At 52.4% G+C, this 19,363-nt stretch carries 22 protein-coding genes and 2 pseudogenes; 19 read left to right on the plus strand and 5 right to left on the minus strand.

The genetic code is table 11. From position 1 onward, the window contains the following. Nucleotides 1-135 precede the first annotated feature (135 nt). On the plus strand, nt 136-507 hold the full coding sequence (locus tag WHX55_RS15690; protein WP_150723726.1) for a fe2+ zn2+ uptake regulation protein: 372 nt from the start codon (nt 136-138) through the stop codon (nt 505-507). An 8-nt stretch (nt 508-515) separates the two neighbouring features. Here WHX55_RS15690 and WHX55_RS15695 read toward each other — a convergent pair whose 3' ends face one another. Together WHX55_RS15695 and WHX55_RS15700 are read right to left on the minus strand one after the other, a co-directional pair. Beyond that, nucleotides 516-704, minus strand: a complete 189-nt coding sequence (locus WHX55_RS15695) for a hypothetical protein (RefSeq protein ID WP_056724563.1) — start codon at nt 702-704, stop codon at nt 516-518. 206 nt (nt 705-910) lie between these two features. Then, nucleotides 911-1,441, minus strand: coding sequence for a hypothetical protein (locus WHX55_RS15700; RefSeq protein WP_150723725.1), 531 nt, complete (start codon nt 1,439-1,441; stop codon nt 911-913). A 385-nt stretch (nt 1,442-1,826) separates the two neighbouring features. Here WHX55_RS15700 and WHX55_RS15705 point away from each other — a divergent pair, with 385 nt between their 5' ends. The 12 genes and pseudogenes from WHX55_RS15705 to WHX55_RS15760 all read left to right on the plus strand — a co-directional run bounded on the left by WHX55_RS15705 (nt 1,827) and on the right by WHX55_RS15760 (nt 11,037). Next, nucleotides 1,827-2,273, plus strand: a complete 447-nt coding sequence (locus WHX55_RS15705; RefSeq protein WP_150753558.1) for a DUF411 domain-containing protein — start codon at nt 1,827-1,829, stop codon at nt 2,271-2,273. Further along, nucleotides 2,273-2,707 carry a YqaA family protein gene (locus WHX55_RS15710; protein WP_150753557.1) on the plus strand — a complete coding sequence of 145 codons (435 nt, stop codon included), beginning with the start codon at nt 2,273-2,275 and terminating at the stop codon, nt 2,705-2,707. Before WHX55_RS15705 ends, WHX55_RS15710 begins: the two co-directional genes overlap by 1 nt. An 85-nt stretch (nt 2,708-2,792) precedes the next feature. Beyond that, nucleotides 2,793-3,545, plus strand: a pseudogene (locus WHX55_RS15715) (alpha/beta hydrolase); the annotation flags it as partial. 1,002 nt (nt 3,546-4,547) lie between these two features. Beyond that, the gene (locus WHX55_RS15720) at nt 4,548-4,688 is read left to right on the plus strand and encodes a hypothetical protein (RefSeq protein WP_353740745.1); all 141 of its coding nucleotides are present in this window, start codon (nt 4,548-4,550) and stop codon (nt 4,686-4,688) included. Nucleotides 4,689-4,795: 107 nt separating this feature from the next. Further along, the gene (locus WHX55_RS15725; protein WP_353740746.1) at nt 4,796-5,299 is read left to right on the plus strand and encodes a hypothetical protein; all 504 of its coding nucleotides are present in this window, start codon (nt 4,796-4,798) and stop codon (nt 5,297-5,299) included. A gap of 79 nt (nt 5,300-5,378) precedes the next feature. Next, complete coding sequence (locus WHX55_RS15730) at nt 5,379-5,588, plus strand: hypothetical protein (protein WP_353740747.1); 210 nt, start codon at nt 5,379-5,381, stop codon at nt 5,586-5,588. Continuing rightward, nucleotides 5,588-6,034: a hypothetical protein gene (locus WHX55_RS15735; protein WP_353740748.1), complete on the plus strand. Its 447-nt coding sequence runs from the start codon at nt 5,588-5,590 to the stop codon at nt 6,032-6,034. The genes WHX55_RS15730 and WHX55_RS15735 overlap by 1 nt, the downstream gene beginning before the upstream one ends. Before the next feature lie 6 nt (nt 6,035-6,040). Further along, nucleotides 6,041-8,410, plus strand: coding sequence for a hypothetical protein (locus WHX55_RS15740; RefSeq protein WP_353740749.1), 2,370 nt, complete (start codon nt 6,041-6,043; stop codon nt 8,408-8,410). A gap of 48 nt (nt 8,411-8,458) precedes the next feature. Further along, nucleotides 8,459-8,812 carry a hypothetical protein gene (locus WHX55_RS15745; protein ID WP_353740750.1) on the plus strand — a complete coding sequence of 118 codons (354 nt, stop codon included), beginning with the start codon at nt 8,459-8,461 and terminating at the stop codon, nt 8,810-8,812. A 21-nt stretch (nt 8,813-8,833) separates the two neighbouring features. Next, entirely contained in the window at nt 8,834-9,043 is a 210-nt protein-coding gene (locus WHX55_RS15750) for a hypothetical protein (RefSeq protein WP_353740751.1), read from the plus strand. A gap of 295 nt (nt 9,044-9,338) precedes the next feature. Beyond that, nucleotides 9,339-9,629 (plus strand): hypothetical protein, encoded by a 291-nt coding sequence (locus WHX55_RS15755; protein ID WP_353740752.1) that lies wholly within the window; start codon nt 9,339-9,341, stop codon nt 9,627-9,629. A 196-nt stretch (nt 9,630-9,825) separates the two neighbouring features. Further along, a complete protein-coding gene (locus tag WHX55_RS15760; RefSeq protein WP_353740753.1) occupies nt 9,826-11,037 on the plus strand; it encodes a hypothetical protein in 1,212 nt (403 codons plus the stop codon). A gap of 646 nt (nt 11,038-11,683) precedes the next feature. Here WHX55_RS15760 and WHX55_RS15765 read toward each other — a convergent pair. Next, on the minus strand, nt 11,684-12,259 hold the full coding sequence (locus WHX55_RS15765) for a hypothetical protein (RefSeq protein ID WP_353740754.1): 576 nt from the start codon (nt 12,257-12,259) through the stop codon (nt 11,684-11,686). 506 nt (nt 12,260-12,765) lie between these two features. Here WHX55_RS15765 and WHX55_RS15770 point away from each other — a divergent pair. Beyond that, complete coding sequence (locus WHX55_RS15770; protein WP_353740755.1) at nt 12,766-13,473, plus strand: recombinase family protein; 708 nt, start codon at nt 12,766-12,768, stop codon at nt 13,471-13,473. A gap of 212 nt (nt 13,474-13,685) precedes the next feature. Here the strand turns inward: WHX55_RS15770 and WHX55_RS15775 are convergent, their stop codons facing one another. Together WHX55_RS15775 and WHX55_RS15780 are read right to left on the minus strand one after the other, a co-directional pair. Continuing rightward, nucleotides 13,686-14,057 (minus strand): Rap1a/Tai family immunity protein, encoded by a 372-nt coding sequence (locus WHX55_RS15775; RefSeq protein WP_353740756.1) that lies wholly within the window; start codon nt 14,055-14,057, stop codon nt 13,686-13,688. Between the two features lie 304 nt (nt 14,058-14,361). Next, nucleotides 14,362-15,897 carry a recombinase family protein gene (locus WHX55_RS15780; protein ID WP_353740757.1) on the minus strand — a complete coding sequence of 512 codons (1,536 nt, stop codon included), beginning with the start codon at nt 15,895-15,897 and terminating at the stop codon, nt 14,362-14,364. Between the two features lie 96 nt (nt 15,898-15,993). Between WHX55_RS15780 and WHX55_RS15785 the strand changes: the two are divergent. The 5 genes and pseudogenes from WHX55_RS15785 to WHX55_RS15805 form a co-directional block, all read left to right on the plus strand. Beyond that, nucleotides 15,994-16,311, plus strand: a pseudogene (locus tag WHX55_RS15785) (alpha/beta hydrolase); the annotation flags it as partial. A gap of 13 nt (nt 16,312-16,324) precedes the next feature. Beyond that, nucleotides 16,325-17,278, plus strand: a complete 954-nt coding sequence (locus tag WHX55_RS15790; protein ID WP_353740758.1) for a D-2-hydroxyacid dehydrogenase family protein — start codon at nt 16,325-16,327, stop codon at nt 17,276-17,278. A 201-nt stretch (nt 17,279-17,479) separates the two neighbouring features. Next, a complete protein-coding gene (locus WHX55_RS15795; protein WP_353740759.1) occupies nt 17,480-18,022 on the plus strand; it encodes a tetratricopeptide repeat protein in 543 nt (180 codons plus the stop codon). 54 nt (nt 18,023-18,076) lie between these two features. Next, nucleotides 18,077-18,571 (plus strand): sigma-70 family RNA polymerase sigma factor, encoded by a 495-nt coding sequence (locus tag WHX55_RS15800; protein ID WP_150723719.1) that lies wholly within the window; start codon nt 18,077-18,079, stop codon nt 18,569-18,571. Further along, a complete protein-coding gene (locus WHX55_RS15805; protein ID WP_150757042.1) occupies nt 18,571-19,332 on the plus strand; it encodes a transcriptional regulator in 762 nt (253 codons plus the stop codon). Before WHX55_RS15800 ends, WHX55_RS15805 begins: the two co-directional genes overlap by 1 nt. Nucleotides 19,333-19,363: the final 31 nt, after the last annotated feature.

The raw sequence follows: 19,363 nt of genomic DNA on the forward strand, positions 1-19,363 counted from the left end.
CATGGTCTGACAGGTTGATCACGCGATGGCGACAAATTTTCTACATTCGAACCTTCATGATTCGGGCTGCTCATACGTCTAGTCCTGTAAGAGCGCCCATTTTTTCCTGATCAGGCTCTGAAAAGGAGTTTTGCAATGTACAACTCGCAACTGCCAACGGATGGCAGCAACGCGCCAAAGGGTACTTCCATGGGAGTCGGCGTATTCGAGCCGCGTACCGATCGCCGCCGCAACGAGCGGATAAGGATCCTGCTCAAAAGCTTTGGCCTGCGAACCAGCCTGATCCGCCTGAAAGTCATCGACGCCCTGCTGACGGCCGCCGAAAACGACCGCAGCCTTGGTGTGCGCGGCGTGCACAGCCAATTGCTGGACCTGGATATTCCCCTGTCCTTTCTCAGCGTGCGTGAAGTGCTAAAGCGCTTGTGCAGTGAAGGCGTGATTGTCCTCAATCCCGACAAGAGCTACAGCCTGCATCCCCAGGCTGCTGCCATTTTGCGCAACCGATGATCGTATGATCAGGGCTTGACCTTGCGGCGCATCACGCCATTGATGACCACCACGACCACCGCCACGCCAATGGCGATGTACTGGAACAGTTTTTCGCTGATGACGCCGGTGTTCTGCAACCAGGAAAGGCCAAACATGATCCCCAGCACCACCAGGGAGATCAGAATCGAGTATTTCAAACGTTGCGACTGAGTCATTGCGGGTTCCTGAATCTGAAAATGTATCCGGTTTGTATCGACACGCATGCCAAGCGCTTACCCTGTTTCGGGGATAAGCGGCTACAAGCGGGGTCTCATGTTACAGCCGATGAAGAGTTTTAGCTTCATTGCGGCGATAACCATGAGGACTTTCAGTAAGGGCCGCCGGCCCGCTCAATGAACCGGGCGGGCCGGGCAACATGGCCTCAGGCCTCGTCCGAGAGAATACTGCCTGGCCTCACCATGGGGCCGTTGCTCTTGCCGTAAGTTTCCAGGTTTTGCAGCACGTAGATCGCTTTTTTGAACTCGGGAACCAGGTAGTTGGCGTACTTGTTACCCTTCAGATTGTTATTCTGGATGTTCTCCAGTTGCGTGGCGAAATATTCCAGTGCATTGAACTTAGCGTCAGGGTCTTTGATGCCAAACCGGTCGAACTTGTCACCGGCATTGCTCAGCGTGACCGCCGTCACATCACTGATCAGGCCACGTTCTTTCAGAAAGACACTGAGACTGCCCATAGATTTGACTGAAACATTAGTAGGATCAAAACCCTTCATCTGCTTGCGCAATTTCATCTTGTCCATCTTGACTGTATCCAGTTCAACTGGATTGTCGCCCACCAGGTCAAGCATCTGCCTGACCTTGACGCTCTGGGGAACAGGCTTTGATCTGCTGACGGTATCTCGAACCAACAGGCCCGCTTTCGCGGTCCAGGCGCCGGTATATCCGATAGTCATTGAAAACTCCTTGTTTGGCCAAGTTAGGAGGTCAGGAGTATCGGCCGGAGCACTTGAGGCCACCAAACTTTAATTCAGAGCTTTAACAATTTTCGTACAATTAAGATACATACTGTAAAACTTCTTGTTTATTGGGTCTTGGCACATTAAAGAATGGTCCTTCAGACTTTTCTTACATAGCGGCTAGTTGGTTTTAATCAACACCGATACTTACCCTCGGCATTTCAACCTGACGATTTTGTAATGTGCCCCTCATCTGCCTGACAGCGATGATCTACCATTATCGAATGGCAGACCTTTGTAGCAATTCGAAACACTCCTTGAATGTCTGACCAATAAAAATGGTCAGAATGCGTTTTTTTGCCCGTTAGCCGAGACGAATCCCATGCGAAACCCTCTGCGTCTGATCGCCCTGAGCGCCCTGTTCATGTCCTCCCTGGCCCAGGCCGCCGACCTCATTCCGATCGAGGTTCATCGCGACGCCAACTGTGGCTGCTGCAAAAAATGGATCACCCATCTGGAGGCCAATGGCTTCAAGGTCGAAGACCACGTCGAAGCCAACATGAGTGAGTTCAAGCAACAGCACGGCGTGCCGCCGCGCCTGGCGTCGTGCCACACCGCGTTGATCAACGGCAAATTCGTTGAAGGTCATGTCCCGGCCGACCAGGTCCTGGCCTTGAGCAAGCGCGACGATCTGTTGGGCGTCGCTGCGCCCGGCATGCCCATGGGTTCGCCCGGCATGGAAATGGACGGCATGAGCGATGCCTATCAGGTCATCGGCCTGAAAAAGGACGGCACTGACGTGGTGGTTGCGGACTACCCCGCCCATTGATGTCCGGCGCGTACCTCGGGCTGTTTTTCGCGGCATTCGGTGCCGCCACGCTGCTGCCGTTGCAATCCGAAGCCGTGCTGGTCGGATTGCTGCTCAGCGACAGGTACTGGCTCTGGGCACTGCTGGCGGTGGCAACGTTTGGCAACGTTCTGGGGTCGCTGCTTAACTGGTGGCTGGGGCGCGGGATCGAGCGGTTCCGCGACCGACGCTGGTTTCCGGTGAGCCCCCGACACCTGGAAAAGGCCCGACTGCATTACCAACGCTACGGCCACTGGTCATTGCTACTCAGTTGGCTGCCGGTGCTCGGCGATCCGCTGACGCTGGTCGCCGGGGTCATGCGCGAGCCGCTGGGGCGCTTCCTGCTGATCGTCACCCTGGCCAAAGGTGCCCGCTACGGCGTGCTGGCCATGGCGACTCTGGGCTGGATGGGTTGAACCATCAAGGGCGGCGGTTGCCTGTGTTTAATGCCGCCCTAATCGAGTCGATCCAGCATCGGCGGATTTTCCATGGAGCTCTCCCATGTCGCGCCCCTTTTCCCGCTGGTTACCTGGCCTGCTGTTGACCGCCACCCTGCCCGTCATAGCCCACGCGGAAGGACCGGAATACGGTCCCGAGTTGCAGGGTTTCGACTACCCCTACACCCTCAAGCACTTCGCCTTTGAATCCCAGGGCCAATCCCTGCAAATGGGTTATATGGATGTCGCCGCCCACGGCAAGGCCAATGGTCGCAGCGTGGTGTTGATGCACGGCAAGAATTTCTGCGGTGCCACCTGGGACAGCTCGATCAAAGCCCTCAGCGACGCCGGCTATCGGGTCATCGCCCCGGACCAGATCGGCTTTTGCACCTCCAGCAAACCGGCGCACTATCAGTACAGTTTCCAGCAACTGGCGACGAACACCCAGCAATTGCTCAAGGCCCTGGGCATCCAGCAAGCCACTCTGCTGGGGCATTCCACCGGCGGCATGCTTGCCACTCGCTATGCCTTGCTATACCCCGAACAGGTCGAGCAACTGGCGCTGGTCAACCCCATCGGCCTGGAAGACTGGAAAGCCCTCGGCGTGCCCTACCGCACGGTTGACCAATGGTACGAGCGCGAACTCAAACTCAGCGCCGACGGTATCCGCAACTATGAACGCAGCACCTATTACGGCGGCCGCTGGAAGCCGGAATTCGATCGCTGGGTCGACATGCTCGCCGGCGTGAACAAAGGCCCGGGGCATACGCAAGTCGCGTGGAACTCGGCGCTGATCTACGACATGATCTTCACCCAACATGCTGCGTTGTGGGGTTTATCCTATCCGCCGCGTAACAGGCCGTCAATCGCTGACACAATCGGAGCCCTAGAGACAGACAAGCCCCCGTGTGGAACGGATACACGTCTGACCCTGTGGGACGAATTGAACACTTCAAAGGTCTGGTTCATCGTTGATTCACGCTGCTAGCAGTTGCCCCTTCCCTGCCTACCTAACGCCCGCAAACCACCGCATAGCCAAGCCCTGCCAGCCTTCCAACCATCGATTAATTTAAATTAGTTGACGACTTGGCACAGAATATGCTTGACAAACCCAAGTCTCGTGTTACAATAACCTATAGATAGAGATAAAAGTTTCTCTTCCAAGTTTCAAGGTTTGGACTTCGCTCCTGACCTTCTTCAAAGATTTCCACTCGACAGTGGATTCCATGCGTTTCCTCAACGCACGCCAACTCTCTTTTGGATTGGGAGAGTTACTTAGTTCCCGTTGGTGAATGGCGATACCAACAACTTATTCCCCTACTGCGCCTTCAGGCGGCAATCGGTTTGCTTATCTGCTTTTTCAAACTCCGATTATCGTAATAGGCACTATCAAGTGTGGTGATTGTCATGGAACGATGACAACAAGATTATGGGCCAGCGATGGCCCTTTTCTTGATCTCCACTACGACTGCGTGACAAACCAACCTAATCAATTTAAATCACCATTAAAAAGGAGGTACGCCCTCGAATGAAAATCGTAAAACCCTGCATGGAGTGTGGCACTCCATTTATCACAAGTCTTTGTACCGCTCTTTACTGCTCCAGCAAGTGCAGGAAGAGAGCCAACCGCAAAAAGAATAAGGAGACGAAAGACAATGCCAGCCAAAACTGAAACCTGCAATTACTGCCTAAGAAGCTATACAGCGTTTACATGCCGTAGCCAATACTGTCACGAGTATTGTCGAAAGGCAGCCGCTAGAAAGCGAAAGCGAGAAGCAGCAGCAACCCCACAACATAACCAATAAGGAAAAATCGTTCCATGCACAACACCACGATCAACGTAACAATCAAAATCAACATCCAGCCTTCTGTAATCGTTCCAATGAAAACCAGCGAGCAACTTGCAGAAGACTATAGAGCCTCTGTCATTGCTGAAGCCATTGAAAAAGGAGGCCAGTGATGTACATGGCATTCCTGATGATTCTAAGCAGTGCATCAATTGGCCTACTGAGCTTTTCCGCCACTCACTTCTTCAACACCACAACATTCTAATAGGAGATTTACATAATGAAACTTGAAATCCGTAAAGCAAACAAAACTGAACTCGCCGCTTATGTTGCTCAAGCAATCCAACTGGCCCGTGTTGGTGCTCCTTCGCATGAAGGAAGCGTTAACCCAACAGGCTCTTGTGTATTCTACAGCCGAACTACCCATGAAGCTCTTGAGAAGTACGCAGACCTGAAGGCTTTGGGTTGGGAACTAGAGCACACCATCCCAGCACTTACAAAAGGCTTGCTTGAGTTCACGGCTCGCAAATCAGAAGAATTGTTCCAAAAGGATATTCCACTGATCAGTGCAAAAGCTGAAGCCGCATACCAGCGTGAAATCGAACAACACAACGCAGCAGTAAAACGTCAAGAGCAACAAGAGGCTGAGGTAATGGCAGAGTTTGAACGTCGCGAAGCAGAACGTAAAGCTCAGCTTCTGGCTGAAGTTCGTGCTGATCTTTCTCAACAACAAAACCCAAGATTCAAACGTAGCGACGTTAACGGCTACCAATACAGTCGTTAACAAATCCTGGGGCCGTAGCGCCCCAACAACTTCCCAAGTCGCATACAGCACACCACCTACTTATTCAGGAGATACCACTGTGCAAGAACTACATCTGAAGCAACAACAATCTGAACTACTGGCTTTCATCTTTGCACTTTGCTCTGACAATCCAGATGAACGATCGATCGCAGAACTGGGAGCATTCGAACTCATGCAAGAGCTTGATGAATCCGTGCTTAACCTAGCGATTGAATGCTACGCATCGCTTAAAACCCACACTGAAGCTTACACAAAAGGAGGCCACTAATGACTAAAGAATTCAAACGACAATCCAACCGCCATCTTCACGCACTTTATGAAAGTGGAACTCAATACAGCATTTATCTCGTAGGACCACAAGTGGATATTGCTAACCTGACCCGACTCTTTCGACGCTTCCTAAAACAAAGGTTGGGTGTGCGTCCTAAGTTTCATCTGTTTTGGTTCAATACAGAATTCGGTCTATGCATTGCTATTAGCTCCACAATGCCTGTACGCAGAATCACTGATGACTTCTACAAAGACGCTGCAAGACTTGGCCATATTGAAGCAGCCCAACAACTCTACATTGGTGGCAACAAGGCAACACTAACGACGACACTTGCAACCATGACCAACCAATACCAACCACAGATTGGAATTCGTGCATTTGGTGGAAGTGTTGTAAGCCCTACAGCAGACCAATCAGCAGCCAGATCGCTGGCAAAGAGATAATCCATAATGAGTATCCAAGAAGAAATCGCACGTCTGACGGGCAAACTTGTATTTGATATTGAAAGCGGGCCACTGCATCGCTTCCAATCCTTGATGACCCGTAGCACAAAACAAATGGCACAGTTTGGAGCACAGTACAACAAGCTTGCTGCCAATATGTCAAAGTCTCTGAAGTTGAACGTTGATACTTCTGCAATTGATAAGGCCAAGGCCAAACTCAACAGTTCAATGAGTCGAGAGCATCGAGCAGAAATTGCTCTAGGCAATCAGAAACGCCAGACCTTTGCAGCAGAGCTATCACAACAGAAACTTCAGTTCGCCGGAACTAAAGAGCAAACTCGCCTAGTATCCCAGCTTGTTAAATCCCAACAGGAAGGCGCTGTAGTGGCCGCTAAGGCTCACGCAGTACAGATGCGAGCCAAAGGCATTACCAAGCAACAGCTCGCCTCACAGAACGCTCTAACAGCGTCTCTGACCAAGCAGGCCAGGTTAGAAGCTATTGCCGCCAAGACTCGTGCAACTACCCAAAAGGCCAGCAATGCACACTTGAAGTCGATGACCCAGATTCAACGTATTCAACAGGTAATGAATCAATCACAGACTACAGCCCAACAACGTGCTGCGAAGCACACTGTACAGTTGGCAAGTCTGCAACAAACGAATGCCAACAAGGCTGCAAACCAAGCTCAGAAAGATCAGAAGTTTCAATGGGCTCAAGCTCGCCAACAACAGTGGCAAGCAAACCAGAACGCCAGAAACTCACAAAGCTCCAGCGGCTTTGGTGCAATGGGCGGCCTGATGGCTCTAGGCGGTATTGGAGCTGCAATCGGTGCCCTCACTGCTGCCGCCAACATGATTGGCAATCGTATTCACGAACGTCAAGAAGGTGTGGAACAAGCTGAAGGCTTCAATAACGCTTTCATGTCGATCAGTAAGAACCCTGAAATCGTGAAGGCTTACCGTGATTCGTTCATTCACTCCCAGAATGAAAATGGTGGTGCAATCGATACTGATACAGCCAAAGACTTCAGAACGCTGGCGATCAACATGGCCGCTGCTGGCAAGACGCTTGACGAAATCACCAACACTTGGAACGTGCGTCAACAGGCTTTCAGTGTTGCCGGGACAAGCAAAGAAGACAACAAGGAGTTGAACAAACAACTTGGCCAGATGGCGAGCGATGGTACTGGTGCTGCTTCTGATGCCAACATCATCAACGATCGTATGCCGATGCTCACACCTTACGTTGTACGCGAGTACATGAAAGAGCATGGCATTACCGATTACAAGAAAGGCTTGGGTTCTTACAACAAAGACCTGAAGGGCGGTAAAGGCGTTAAGTTTGATTGGTATGATCAAGGCATGAAGAAGCTCGTTGCTGATAACGGCGAGTCGCTTGAACGTAACCGCAACAGCGTAGCGTCTGCTCAACAACGTGCTGACAACCAAGCCTATCTGAATACGAACAACATCAACTCTGATGCTGAACTATCTCAAGTAATCAAGGATCGTATCCAAAGTGAACGCGAATTGAATGAGGCAATGCAGCCGCTGAAGACCTCCCTTGCAAACTTCGATATTGCACTCACAGGCGTAATGACTGGCGCTCTTCGTATGATGGCGAACAAGAACGCTGATGGTAGCGAAAAGAGCGACCAACAGAAGACGCAAGAACGAATGACAACGGCTGATACTCCAGTCTCTCTAAGCATGGTTGGCACACACGACTATTCCAATGTTGATGGAAACTCCCAACATCAGGGCGGGCCTATTGGCGGTTTTTACAACTGGCTATTCAACGTTAAAGACAATCGGGATAGTTACAAAAAGCAAGCTGAAGACTTGTCAAGCCACTCGATTCCTATTAAGGATCAGAAAGAGACTCCATACAAGCAAGCTGTAATGCCGGGGGTCATGCCGCAATTTGGACTCAACATGGAGAACTGGCAGAAGCGGATTGGAGCCTTAGCCAAGCCAACTCCAAATATCAGTGACCAGAAAGAGACGCCATTCGCTCAGGCCGTAGTCCCAGGATTTTTGCCCCAACTTCAAATCGATATGGCGAACTGGCAGCAGCACGCCGACGCCTTCAGTCGAGTGCAAGAAGCTGGCAAGCCTGTTGATCCCACCAACCAACAACCCGCTGGCGTAATGGCACCAACAACCATTACTAACGCCCCTGTCGTCACAATTGAAGGTCCGAAAATCAACATTGAACTTCACGGCAAAGCTACTGAAGAAGATAGTGCATTGGTCATGGCCCACGTTACTCAGGAACTTGATAAACGTGACGCCAACCTTCCACAACTTGTAGATCGTGCGTTGGGCAACATCATTGGAAACAACCGCTCCACACAATCACAAGTTCGCCAATAAGGGGAGAGGCTTTGGCCTCCCGCCCTGCCCCCAAAGGAGACAACCACTATGGCCGATATGAAACTCGGTGTGGGTTGGCTCGGAACCATCTTCTTCCTTATCGTACTTTGTTTTGGAACTACCCTCTTCAATACCTCACTGATATATAGAGGCGACTCCAATACGCTACAGGAATCAACAACCTACACGGATCGTAGAATGGCGGAACAAAAGGTATACGTCGATCAAAGATCACTCGAACTTCGAGCGGAATACTTAGGCATTGCTCGCCAGCAATCCACAACCAACCGCCACCTGATCTTCTTAACTTGCACAGCAAAGAAGACTGTAACCGAATGCAAGAAAGAACAAGAAGAACTCGACCAACTCCAACAGCAAAGTCAGCAACTACCAAACCAATAACAAAAGGAACCAACACGAAAAATGACAGAACGTAAGGCCAAGCCAACACTCACCCTGAAAAATAAGCCAACACCAGAAGTGAAACCTGAAGAACTTCCAGCCAACCCCATTACAGCAATTGAAGTTGCTGAATGGGACTACACCCCTGAAGAAGACTTTCAACTACGTCAACGTAAACGACGTAAGGACAAGCATGTTGAGCAATACCGCAAAGAGGCTAAATGGCAGTGAGGACTTATAACACATATGATATGTACGGGCTCCTGCAAGGGCTTCTAGACGCTCTTGGCAAGCATGCCAATGCTATCCCACTGCAAGTACGCGTAGACCTCGCCACAGCGTTTATACGGGCTCTCCCAGAGTATGCCGACGATATACATGTTGAGCCCAAACAACGTGAACTTCCCCAACAACGAAGAGTACACAGAGAGCCGTCACCTGTAGCACCAAAACTTTCCCCACCCGGTGAAATGTTCGCTCACTGAGCCATCACATCAACCCCCAATTCAAAACAAGGAACCAACCAATGAACAACTTCACTGGACAACCGAATAACCCAGATGCACACCTAGTCGGGTATATCCCACCATTCAACAACCTGACTATGACTATCAACTTCACAGCTTGCCTTAACCTGCCAACCCGCAAAGCGATGGTCTACACGCTGCTTGAGCGTCACTTAGTTGATACGCATCTAAGCACTATTGATGCTGCTGGATGGACTGGCCCTTTGGCTGTTGAAGCTCAAGCCTTTCTTAATACCATTGCCCCCGGTGCAATCCTCACTTCCATTTGTAACGATGGCTACGTTAAATAAGGTAGTTCATCCGCCCTTCGCAATACTTCCCAATCAATGGAGAACCAATACATGAAGACTTGCACATGCCGCAATTGCGGTCACGTCTATGCAAAGGTTCGCGCTTCAGCATTCTGCTCTAGTTCGTGCCGCAAAGCTTACAACACAACCAACACAACCCATATTCCCCAAGCAATCCTGACAGGAGCTACAACTAATGACATCCACTACCAAAGCAGCCGTTAAACAAAAGACATGTAAGAACCCAGCTTGTAAGAAACGTTTCAGACCATCCGTAGCAACAGCAATATTCTGCACTCGCACTTGCAAAGATAAATGCTCGAACAAGTCCCGTCGTAAAGACCCAATTGAAAAAGCAATGAAGTGTGCGTTCTTCTATTTCCTGGCCCGCGAATGTATGCGTGCTGGAACGCTGGAAATCCTACGCGGCCACACAGTTGAAACTCTCTCCGCTCTTCACGAACTCTACAAAGCCAACATGCGTTACAACGGCTATGGTGATCGCAACGATTACGAGCTGTCACACATTGCCCCAGTTAAAGGTCACGCCTTCATCGGTCTTCTATACGCTGACAATCTTGTCCCTGCCCCTAAAGCTTTGAACCGTTCGCACGGGACAAAGTATTTTGGTCATGGTCGCTCTATCAGTCGTGCCACACTCGATACAAAGCATGCTGTAGACAAGATTGAAAAGGAATCTGACGTTGTTGCTCGTGTTCTCGCCTACCTTGGAAAGACAGTTGTTGTTGAAACAATCAAGGCGTGCAAAATCAAGCCTACGCAACGCTGCCAGCTAACGCAGTGGATCGCCAACCACTACGACGAAAGCAACCCTGAACACATGGCAGCCCTTCCAAACGTCGATATGCTTGAAACCCTGAAGACCAAGGAACTTCAGAACATCAAGACCCTGATGACTGGCAAAGACGCTAGCGGATACTCTATGTGCGAAGCCTCCCGCGTTGAAGTTGTAATGTCTCGTGAACTAACCCGCTTATCTGAAGTTCGTCCTGAACTCGCTGTCTACGCCTACGCCTTCGAAGACGCTATTGTCTCTCAACGCAATTCCAGTCTGTTTACCGAGCATCATGCACAGATGTTATTCGACGTGCTGCATGGTAAGCCGATTGCTGTTATGGCCGACACTCTTGAAATGGTAATTGCTGAAAACACCGAATACTTCATCAGCAACTACGCTCCCGGCAAACGAAGTGTTATCACTAACCCTGATACTCAGCGTTACTTCCTCCGAGATCGTAAGGATAAAGTTGCTGTCACGTCTCTAGCTGCATTCAAAGCGTCTTTTGTTGCCCCAGCTCGTGCTACGACTCTCTTTGAAGACTTCGCCATGATGCGTGGTGCCGTTGTTCCTGTTGCAATGAACCTCAACAGCGATACGCCATTCTGATTCACATTCTGTTGATACACATTCTGTAGATACACCCCGAAGCCCCGGCCCTTGATTGGCGTCCGGGGCTTTCTCGTATGCGAAGCAAACAAACGCACACACGGCTCTTAGGAGAGGATTTACTCCGACCCGATTCGCTACAGACCACGGTTTATAAGGGCTCCATCGATATTTCGTGTGCAGCAATCAGCGTGCAACGCATGCAAATCACCATGCAAACCGTCTGACACACCATCATTCAAGCAGCGATACAGTATATGCCTGCAAGCTCCTGTGATCACGTATAAGCAACGACAACCGAAAACGTACATCACGCATGCACTTTACACGCAAAACGCCTCATACGAGCTTACAGACGCCTTCTCGCCCATAGCACAGCCAGTATCGCAATAGAAGCCAACGGAATATCGAATTTGTCGCACTGGATGAAAATATTCCTGATTGGCAGGGTTGACAAATCAAGATTCCTGAGTATTTTAAAAAACTCTTAATGGGTAAATACAAAAGATTCTCATTAATATCAAGAGATGATCTGTAAGATCAAAATCAAAAGCTCTTGATTTTAAAGATCAAAAGCTCTTGCTCTTACAAAATCAAAATCTTGCTATTAAAGATCAAAATCAAAGAAGGGGTTATTACACCCCCATTATCTTGGTCTTTGACCACCAAACTCATTGACTATTCTTTTGTGTGCAAGGTCATGATCAACAACATACTTTGTTCCTGCTGGGGTAAGTTGAAGCATTTTCCCCTTCTGATAGCTGACGTAAGTGTGGATCAAAGAATTATTCTGAAGCTCATGAAGAGCATGATTGAAGTTCAATTGATCCATCCCAGCAAAATCAAAAATCTTCTTAACCGTGAGTGGCACCCCTGCATTGATTGCATTCGCAATGACTGTCAGTACATGCCTCTGCTCTTCTGCAACTTTCACTTCAGGCTTCAACATTGGCACTGGGGCTTCTGAAGCTTTTTCCTCGCGATAATGCACAAACTTTTTCCATGCAATGAAGCCGAGAGCTGCAATAAGCGCCACTACCAAATCAACTAACAGCAATCGTGGCACACCCACCGGTTCTAAATACCAAGCCGGGATCGTGCTAAGGAAGGTGAAGAACCTCCCGACCAATTCAGTTGGGTAATACTGATCAACAACCTTCCCTGCAAACAGTGCAGCGACCCCACAGACCGCACTCCAAATCAACGTCCAAAACTTGTCCATCCCTGCCTTCTCACTGACCGTTATCGGCCAATGATAGGCTCTTGGACTGATGGCGGGAAGATCATCACACGGACGTTCATAACCTGATAACAACCTGCCCATAACTAACTGAAACCCTTACCCGCTAATGGTTTCCTGATGACAATGCGCACCATCTAGGGACCAACCCCAGTGAATACGGGGGCTTGACTGCCTTTGTGCTAAGCCGGATCGCTTCTCCCACACCGATTACAGTTTTGTGCAAACCCGCATTCAATTCGACGCCCCACCTGAGCCTCAACCCTGACTTTCTAGATTCGTGCAACAACTTTTCAACGAAAGCGACGAATGGTATCTGTAGCACGTCAAATCCCCTAGCACATCGAAATCCGATGACCTGCACACCACCTTTTCCATTTGTCATTTGGCTGGACATCACAGTGTCATTTGCACTAACGGTCGTTCCCCCAATTGACAACTCGCTGTCTTTCTCCGTAAACTGCTTCCACACACAACGGAGAGCCACCATGAAAGTCGTCGCCTACATCCGAGTTTCTACCAAAGGCCAAGGCGACTCTGGTCTAGGATTGGAAGCTCAACGCGACTACATCACCCGTGCTGCTCAACAGAATGGCTGGGAAGTGGTTGGTGAATTCGTTGACGTTGTATCGGGCAAGCTGGCAATCGAGGATCGCCCTGAAGGTGCGAAAGCTTTGGCTCTGTGCAAGGAGCAAGACGCGCAGTTAGTTGTGGCAAAGCTGGATCGTCTGAGCCGTGACGTTCACCACATTGCAGGCTTGATGAAAACCACCAAGTTCAAAGTGGCAACCATGCCACAGGCCCAGACCTTCGAACTGCACCTGTACGCAGCACTGGCACAACAGGAACGCGAGTTCATTTCAGGTCGTACCCGTGAAGCTCTGGCAGCCCTTCAGAGCCGTGCTGACGCTGGTGATGCTGTAGCAGTGCAGAAGGTGAAGAACAGGTCTGACGCGCTCGCCAAGGGACGTGCAGTCGCTGATATCACAGCAGCCAATGCAATCCGTATGGATAAGATCGCCAGCTACCAAGCCGCCCTAGAACCACACCTGAAGTCCTGCCTTCATGACAAAGTGAATACGCTTCAGTCAGTAGCTGATTGCCTCAACGCTAAAGGCTTGCGTACCGCTCGTGGGAGCGAGTTCAACCCTACTGCTGTACGTCGCCTGATGCTGGCTCTCAACGTCTCCTTCTGAGCCTGTAGGAGCTTCCAGCGGGCACAGATGCACCCAACTTTATTTTGAGATTTGTCAGCTTTCTATTTGAGCCCGTCGTTTCTTGCTAACCACCCCTCGCTTAAAACCTGTGTTTCCACACCAGCTTATTTTTCCCAGCCACCACACAGCACACTGACGAAGTGCTAAGGCCGCTCCGGCGGCGGAAATTTGAATTTCGCTGGAAAGTCGCCCTATCTACTGCAAGGCCAAGCGTCCACTACGGCACGTAGAATCAGTGATGGTTCATTCAGGTTCAGCAGTGCAGGATTGTCGTCCAAATACTTGACCACGACTTTCATCATCTGGAGTGTGTTGACGTTTTTGGGCAAGCAGAATCTTGGTTGAGCTTTGTTCTGCGTATCCACCATGAGGACAGTGGCTACCGTTCCTTCGATCAATCCGAAGCACCTTCCCGCTCCAATTGGGTCGTCAGACTTAAAGGTCGTCACTTGTTGAATTGAGCTTCTGCACATTGAGGCAAGCTCGCTCCCGTTTCCCAATGCCATTGCATGACCACTCGCCATTAACCCAGCCAGTGCAACCGCCCCAATCCATGCCTTCATGCTGAATTCCTTGGTGTGTGTGGTGGCACGATGTTACCGAGTGCAATGTCCCGACGCCATCACGTCACACGCTCGCCCTGGGGCTGGGGGTTTCTACGTCCCGCTCTGAGCGGGAGCTAGGACAGTTTTAAAAACTAACCTAAAGCCTAGGGGATGTGAAATCTACTCCCCTGAATTCCAGACACAAAGAAGCCCGCCAACCCTGCTCTTAGGAGAGGTTTTACTCCCACCGATCCGCCTGTAAGCCTTGTTCTATAAGGGCTACAGCCATTTTCAGTGTGCAGCTACACACAGAATGTGTGCGTCACGTCCTCTTAACAAGGTCAAGCGGTCCCAGTTGCGAGACATCCACAGGACTGCTCTTGGTGGCCCTGCCCTTACGGTGGATTGGGAGCTTGATGTGTCTGCCGTCAGGCAACATCACTTTGTGAACGTCTTCAGTCCTACCCCAGCCTTCATACGTGAATGTTTCATCCTCAAACGTCACACGCCCATCAACATGGCACACCAATTGATAACCAGCGGTTTGCAGTAGTGCATTAGCTTTCATTGGGTCTTTGAGAACGTCCTTCATGTTCGTCACCTTGTCCATGACGCTTGCACCGCTGTCAGTTACCAAACCTTCCTTTTCTGCCTTTAACACTCTGCGTTCTGCCTGAAGGCTCGCATATTTACCTGCCAAGTCTTCATCATCCCCTTCATCAAGGTTTTCCATGAAGCCGATGATGCGTTTGATTTTCTTGTTCACTTCACCAATCTCGCCATCAAGCTCCATGCCACGCTTCTGTGAAGCCGTGAGCTGTTGCCCTTCAAGAGCCTTCATGATGTGACCACCATTCGTAAACTGAAAAGCCAGGTCAATGATCGGCTCAGGGATTGAACGATTGTTGGAGCAACCTGTGGCCCCACGGCGGGCACGGCTTGAGCATTCCATGGAGGTTATTCCGGTGTCTGCGTAATGCTTTGTGTTGAAGTTCTTCCCGCATTCAGCACAGACAACCAAACCAGTGAAGCGATGTTTCGTAGGGGCACCACGCGGAGCAAATTTGTCTTGCATGCGTTTCTGTACCCGGTAGAACAACTCAGGCTCGATGACAGCCGGATACACGTTTGGAATCCCGTTCCACTCGCCTATAGCCGTTCGGTTATTCATCCAGCGTTTCACAGTAGACGGTGCCATCCGTGCAAGTACAGGATTGGTATTCCCTTCAAACACACGCTCAAAGATGCGACGTTCCCCCAGACCAGAGGCGTAGTCTTCAAACGCTTGCTTCACGAGTGGTGCAATCTCAGGAATCAACACCCCCTCAGATGTGAGCCAGACAGGCGTGTTCCTCTTGGGAACCACCCCATCCGCCGCTAATTTCTTTCGTGACGTGTAGCTGGCCTTCATGCGACGGCTGAGAGCGTCACTGTATTGGTGAGCCTGTTGAACCTTCGCAATGAGTAGGAATAGATGGTTATTGTTAATCGACGTTTCGTCGTACCTCATCCCATCGTCAAGCGTGATGATGTCAACGCCAGCTTCAACAATGTGACTCAGAATCGGAAACATCTTGAACGGTGCTTGACGCCCAATCCGGTCAACAGCTTCAACCAGAATCACGTCACCCTTTTGGATGGCTCCATTCTCAACAGCTTCAAGGAGGTTCCCTAGATCGCGCTTAGTGTTCTTACCCTTGTATCCTGAGACGCCTTGATCCTGAAAGCTCTCGCCACTCAGGGTGTATTCAGGATTGGCATCAAGCCACCGGGAAAGCATCGCCTGCTGTCGCTCATGGCTGCTACCCTTCGCCTGTTTACCAGTCGAAAACCGAATGTAGGAAATTGCTTTTGGCACCGTAGACCCCAGTATTCATTACGTTTGCAGCAGCTCAGGAAGCCAGTTTACCGTCTCCCCGATCTTGCCGCATTCTTTAGCCAGTAATCGGCAAAGTGGAGTAATACAGTTATTCACCACCTTGCCGCGTTCTTCACCCAACCGGTTTACTACGAATTCCAGAACCTGAAGATGCCGACCCTGCTGTTGATCGGTACGTCCGACACCACCGCCATCGGCAGTGACATCGCCCCGCCCGAGGTCAAGGCGAAGATCGGGCACTACAACGTCCTCGGCAAACAAGTGGCCAGGCTGATTCCCCAGTCCACGCTGGTCGAGTTCCCAGGCATGGGCCACGCGCCACAAATGGAAGAACCGGCACAATTCCACCAGGCCCTGCTCGCCTGGCTGAACAAGACCAACCCCGTGCGTTGAAGAGGAAAGGCTGATGCCTGTGCAGATTGCAGTGATTGATGATTGGCAGGATGTGGCGCGGGACGTGGTGGACTGGTCGGCACTGGACAGCGTCGGCCAGGTGAGTTTTCTCCATGACTACCCCTCCGATACCCCATCCCTGGCCGAGCGCCTGGCCGGGTTTGAGGTGATTTGCGTGATGCGCGAGCGCACCCGTTTCAATGAAGACCTGCTGCGCCGGCTGCCGAAACTCAAACTGCTGGTGACCGGCGGCATGCGCAACGCCGCCCTGGACCTGAAAGCCGCCGCCGCGCTGGGCATTTCGGTCAGCGGTACCGACAGCTACAAACACGCCGCGCCGGAACTGACCTGGGCGCTGATCATGGCCGCGACCCGCAACCTGGTGGTCGAAGCCAATGCCCTGCGTGCCGGCCAATGGCAACAAGGCCTGGGTGGCGACCTGCATGGCAAGACACTGGCCATCCTCGGTCTGGGCAGCATCGGCCAGCGAGTCGCGCAGTTCGGTCAGGTGTTCGGCATGCGCGTCATCGCCTGGAGTGAAAACCTCACCGCCGAACGTGCGGCGCAGGTCGGTGTGACCTTTGTCGGCAAACAAGAACTGTTCGAACAGGCCGACGTGCTGTCGGTGCACCTGGTGCTCAGCGAGCGCAGCCGGGGCCTGGTGGACGCGCAAGCCCTTGGCTGGATGAAACCCACGGCATTGCTGGTGAACACCGCTCGCGGCCCCATTGTCGATGAAGCGGCGCTGATCAAGGCGCTGCAGAAACAACGGCTGGCCGGCGCCGCACTGGACGTCTTCGAGCAAGAGCCGCTGTCCGCCCTGCACCCGTTCCGGACCCTGGACAATGTACTGGCGACGCCCCATGTCGGGTACGTGAGCCAACAGAACTACCAACTGTTTTTCTCGCAAATGATCGAGGACATTCAGGCCTGGTCGGCGGGTACTCCGATTCGTTTGCTGGGTTGATACTCCAATGTGGGAGCGAGCCTGCTCGCGATAGCGGTGTATCAGTCGACATCAAAGTTGAATGACGCTCCGCTATCGCGAGCAGGCTCGCTCCCACAACGAATAATTGCTCACGCTGCGGTGTTCTCATCACATCAACCTTGCGCTGCATCTGGCGGGGCGCGACCTGATCCAAAACCATGAACCTGTGGAGCAACGCCCATGAAGATTCGTTTTGCTGTTTCGATGCCCCCTCTGTTGCTGAGCGTTGCGTTGTCCGGCTCCCTCGCCCTGGCCAACGGAGGTGGCGGGGACGACGACGCGCCCATCAGGCCCAACTGCCCCAAAGGTCAGGTGTTCGACAGCAAATCCAAGCGTTGCGTCAGGCAGACCAGCAAACTGGTGCCGGACGAAGACCGCACCAACTATGCCTATCGACTGGCCAAGGACGGGCGTTACGAAGAAGCCCTGGCCCTGCTCGACACGCTGAAACAGCCAAATACGGCAAAAGCGTTGAACTATCGCGGTTACGCCACGCGTAAACTGGGACGTACCGATGAAGGCATCGGCTATTACCTGCAATCGGTGAAACTCGACCCGCAATATGCGCAGGTCCGCGAATACCTTGGCGAAGCCTATGTGATCAAAGGCCGGCTGGATCTTGCACAGGAGCAACTGCGGCAGATCGAATCCATCTGTGGCAGCACTCAATGCGAGGAGTACCAGGACCTGGCCGAAGCCATCAATGGCTCATCGAAAACCTGACAACCCGAGCGGACGGAGGTCGCCATCGCCAGCGATCAGGCAATACGAACGGAACTGAACCAGCATCTGGCGCGTTTATGGCGCTACGGCCTGCTGCTGTCCCGGCAACGGCATGTCGCCGATGACCTGGTGCAAGCCACTTGCGTGCGGGCGCTGGAACGGGCCGGGCAATACGTGGCGGGGACGCGCATGGACCACTGGCTGCTGAGTATTCTGCATTCGATCTGGCTCAACGAAGTCCGCGCCCGGCGGGTGCGCCAGGGTCAGGGCTGCGTGGACGCCGATCAGGCCTTGTCGTTCGATGGTGAGTCCGTGGCCCAGACCCACGTGTTGGCAGCGCAGGTCATCCGCCGCGTCGATGCGTTGCCCGAGACCCAGCGCGAAACGGTGTTTCTCGCCTACGTCGAAGGCTTGTCCTACCGCGAAGTCGCTGAAGTACTGCAAGTGCCCATCGGCACGGTCATGAGTCGCCTGGCCGCCGCGCGGGCGAAACTGGCTGAATACCCACCGTTGCACACGGTGCCCACCCCCTACCGGGGAGAACATTGATGAACGCGATACTCTCGGACGAACAACTGGTGGCTTACCTCGACAACCAACTCGATACCGAGCAGCGCGCGCGTATCGACGCGGCGATCATCGCCGACCCGATGCTCGGCCTGCGCCTGCAATGGCTGGATCGCAGCAGCCTGCCGTTCAAGGACGCCTACGATGAACTGGCCCGGCAGGCGCCGGTGGATCGCCTGCAAGCCATGCTCGCCACGCTGCCCTCACCTGCCCGCCCCGTGCTCAGCCGACGCTGGTTCCTGGCGGCCGCGGCCGGGCTGTTGGCCGGCGGCGTGCTGGCGGACCGATTGTTCCTCGGCTGGCAAGCGAGCCGGCAGACACACAACTGGCGCGGCCTGGTGGCCGATTACATGGCGCTCTACGTGCCGGAAACCCTGGATCATTTACCCGCTGATGAAGCCGCCCAACGGGCACAACTGCGGACCATTGATGCGCGTCTGGGCCTCAACCTCGCGCCGGCAAAACTGAGCCTGCCCCGTGCCGAGTTCAAGCGTGCGCAAATCCTCGAGTACGACGGCGCGCCCATCGCCCAGATCACCTACCTCGATCAGACGCACGGCCCCATGGCGCTGTGCGTCACCCGCTCCAACAGCGGCAGCCGCCAATTCGCCCGGGAGCAGCGGCGCGAGCTGAACATCGTGTATTGGGCTGACATGGAACACGCCTGGATGCTGATCGGGCATCAACCGATCGCGGATCTGGAGGCGATGGCGAAGCTGTTGCGCAGTCGCCTGAGTACCTGAGAAACCTTGGCTCAACGCAGGCGCTGCGGCA

This window comes from Pseudomonas fluorescens (assembly GCF_040448305.1).
Lineage (GTDB): Bacteria > Pseudomonadota > Gammaproteobacteria > Pseudomonadales > Pseudomonadaceae > Aquipseudomonas > Aquipseudomonas fluorescens_BH.

Excerpts from the sequence above, each read along its gene's own strand:
- WHX55_RS15690 (WP_150723726.1), top strand. The coding sequence starts at position 136 with ATGTACAACTCGCAACTGCCAACGGATGGCAGCAACGCGCCAAAGGGT.
- WHX55_RS15695 (WP_056724563.1), bottom strand. The coding sequence starts at position 704 with ATGACTCAGTCGCAACGTTTGAAATACTCGATTCTGATCTCCCTGGTG.
- WHX55_RS15700 (WP_150723725.1), bottom strand. The coding sequence starts at position 1,441 with ATGACTATCGGATATACCGGCGCCTGGACCGCGAAAGCGGGCCTGTTG.
- WHX55_RS15705 (WP_150753558.1), top strand. The coding sequence starts at position 1,827 with ATGCGAAACCCTCTGCGTCTGATCGCCCTGAGCGCCCTGTTCATGTCC.
- WHX55_RS15710 (WP_150753557.1), top strand. The coding sequence starts at position 2,273 with ATGTCCGGCGCGTACCTCGGGCTGTTTTTCGCGGCATTCGGTGCCGCC.
- WHX55_RS15720 (WP_353740745.1), top strand. The coding sequence starts at position 4,548 with ATGCACAACACCACGATCAACGTAACAATCAAAATCAACATCCAGCCT.
- WHX55_RS15725 (WP_353740746.1), top strand. The coding sequence starts at position 4,796 with ATGAAACTTGAAATCCGTAAAGCAAACAAAACTGAACTCGCCGCTTAT.
- WHX55_RS15735 (WP_353740748.1), top strand. The coding sequence starts at position 5,588 with ATGACTAAAGAATTCAAACGACAATCCAACCGCCATCTTCACGCACTT.
- WHX55_RS15740 (WP_353740749.1), top strand. The coding sequence starts at position 6,041 with ATGAGTATCCAAGAAGAAATCGCACGTCTGACGGGCAAACTTGTATTT.
- WHX55_RS15745 (WP_353740750.1), top strand. The coding sequence starts at position 8,459 with ATGGCCGATATGAAACTCGGTGTGGGTTGGCTCGGAACCATCTTCTTC.
- WHX55_RS15750 (WP_353740751.1), top strand. The coding sequence starts at position 8,834 with ATGACAGAACGTAAGGCCAAGCCAACACTCACCCTGAAAAATAAGCCA.
- WHX55_RS15755 (WP_353740752.1), top strand. The coding sequence starts at position 9,339 with ATGAACAACTTCACTGGACAACCGAATAACCCAGATGCACACCTAGTC.
- WHX55_RS15760 (WP_353740753.1), top strand. The coding sequence starts at position 9,826 with ATGACATCCACTACCAAAGCAGCCGTTAAACAAAAGACATGTAAGAAC.
- WHX55_RS15765 (WP_353740754.1), bottom strand. The coding sequence starts at position 12,259 with ATGGACAAGTTTTGGACGTTGATTTGGAGTGCGGTCTGTGGGGTCGCT.
- WHX55_RS15770 (WP_353740755.1), top strand. The coding sequence starts at position 12,766 with ATGAAAGTCGTCGCCTACATCCGAGTTTCTACCAAAGGCCAAGGCGAC.
- WHX55_RS15775 (WP_353740756.1), bottom strand. The coding sequence starts at position 14,057 with ATGAAGGCATGGATTGGGGCGGTTGCACTGGCTGGGTTAATGGCGAGT.
- WHX55_RS15790 (WP_353740758.1), top strand. The coding sequence starts at position 16,325 with ATGCCTGTGCAGATTGCAGTGATTGATGATTGGCAGGATGTGGCGCGG.
- WHX55_RS15795 (WP_353740759.1), top strand. The coding sequence starts at position 17,480 with ATGAAGATTCGTTTTGCTGTTTCGATGCCCCCTCTGTTGCTGAGCGTT.
- WHX55_RS15805 (WP_150757042.1), top strand. The coding sequence starts at position 18,571 with ATGAACGCGATACTCTCGGACGAACAACTGGTGGCTTACCTCGACAAC.